The 1,435-nt window shown below is 57.1% G+C and carries 1 rRNA gene; it reads right to left on the bottom strand.

The features are described 5' to 3' along the window. Positions 1-1,435, bottom strand: a 23S ribosomal RNA gene (locus ACGF3H_RS36160); the annotation flags it as partial.

The raw sequence follows: 1,435 nt of genomic DNA, 5'->3' as shown, positions 1-1,435 counted from the left end.
AGCTAACCGGTCCCCTTAACGTTCCAGCACCGGGCAGGCGTCAGTCCGTATACATCGCCTTACGGCTTCGCACGGACCTGTGTTTTTAGTAAACAGTCGCTTCTCGCTGGTCTCTGCGGCCACCCCCAGCTCAGAGTGCAAGACTCGTCACCAGGTGTGGCCCCCCTTCTCCCGAAGTTACGGGGGCATTTTGCCGAGTTCCTTAACCATAGTTCACCCGAACGCCTCGGTATTCTCTACCTGACCACCTGAGTCGGTTTAGGGTACGGGCCGCCATGAAACTCGCTAGAGGCTTTTCTCGACAGCATAGGATCATCCACTTCACCACAATCGGCTCGGCATCAGGTCTCAGCCGTATGCGAGGCGGATTTACCTACCTCGCGGCCTACACCCTTACCCCGGGACAACCACCGCCCGGGATGGACTACCTTCCTGCGTCACCCCATCACTCACCTACTAACCGCTTGGTTCAGCGGCTCCACCACTCCCCTCAACTCCGAAGAGATCAGGGCGGCTTCACGGCCTTAGCATCACGATGCTCGATGTTTGACGCTTCACAGCGGGTACCGGAATATCAACCGGTTATCCATCGACTACGCCTGTCGGCCTCGCCTTAGGTCCCGACTTACCCTGGGCAGATCAGCTTGACCCAGGAACCCTTAGTCAATCGGCGCAAACGTTTCTCACGTTTGTATCGCTACTCATGCCTGCATTCTCACTCGTGAACCGTCCACAACTACCTTCCGGTGCTGCTTCACCCGGCACACGACGCTCCCCTACCCATCACAGCCGGCGTTGGCCGTACATGCTGCAATGACACGACTTCGGCGGTACGCTTGAGCCCCGCTACATTGTCGGCGCGGAATCACTAGACCAGTGAGCTATTACGCACTCTTTCAAGGGTGGCTGCTTCTAAGCCAACCTCCTGGTTGTCTGTGCGACTCCACATCCTTTCCCACTTAGCGTACGCTTAGGGGCCTTAGTCGATGCTCTGGGCTGTTTCCCTCTCGACCATGGAGCTTATCCCCCACAGTCTCACTGCCGCGCTCTCACTTACCGGCATTCGGAGTTTGGCTAAGGTCAGTAACCCGGTAGGGCCCATCGCCTATCCAGTGCTCTACCTCCGGCAAGAAACACACGACGCTGCACCTAAATGCATTTCGGGGAGAACCAGCTATCACGGAGTTTGATTGGCCTTTCACCCCTAACCACAGGTCATCCCCCAGGTTTTCAACCCTGGTGGGTTCGGTCCTCCACGAAGTCTTACCTCCGCTTCAACCTGCCCATGGCTAGATCACTCCGCTTCGGGTCTTGAGCGTGCTACTAAAATCGCCCTGTTCGGACTCGCTTTCGCTACGGCTTCCCCACCCGGGTTAACCTCGCAACACACCGCAAACTCGCAGGCTCATTCTTCAAAAGGCACGCAGTCACGAGA

The sequence above is a fragment of the Streptomyces sp. NPDC048185 genome, from assembly GCF_043202495.1.
Classification (GTDB): Bacteria; Actinomycetota; Actinomycetes; order Streptomycetales; family Streptomycetaceae; genus Streptomyces.
Note: the sequence above shows the minus strand (reverse complement) of the source record. Positions and strands in the feature narration are given on the sequence as shown.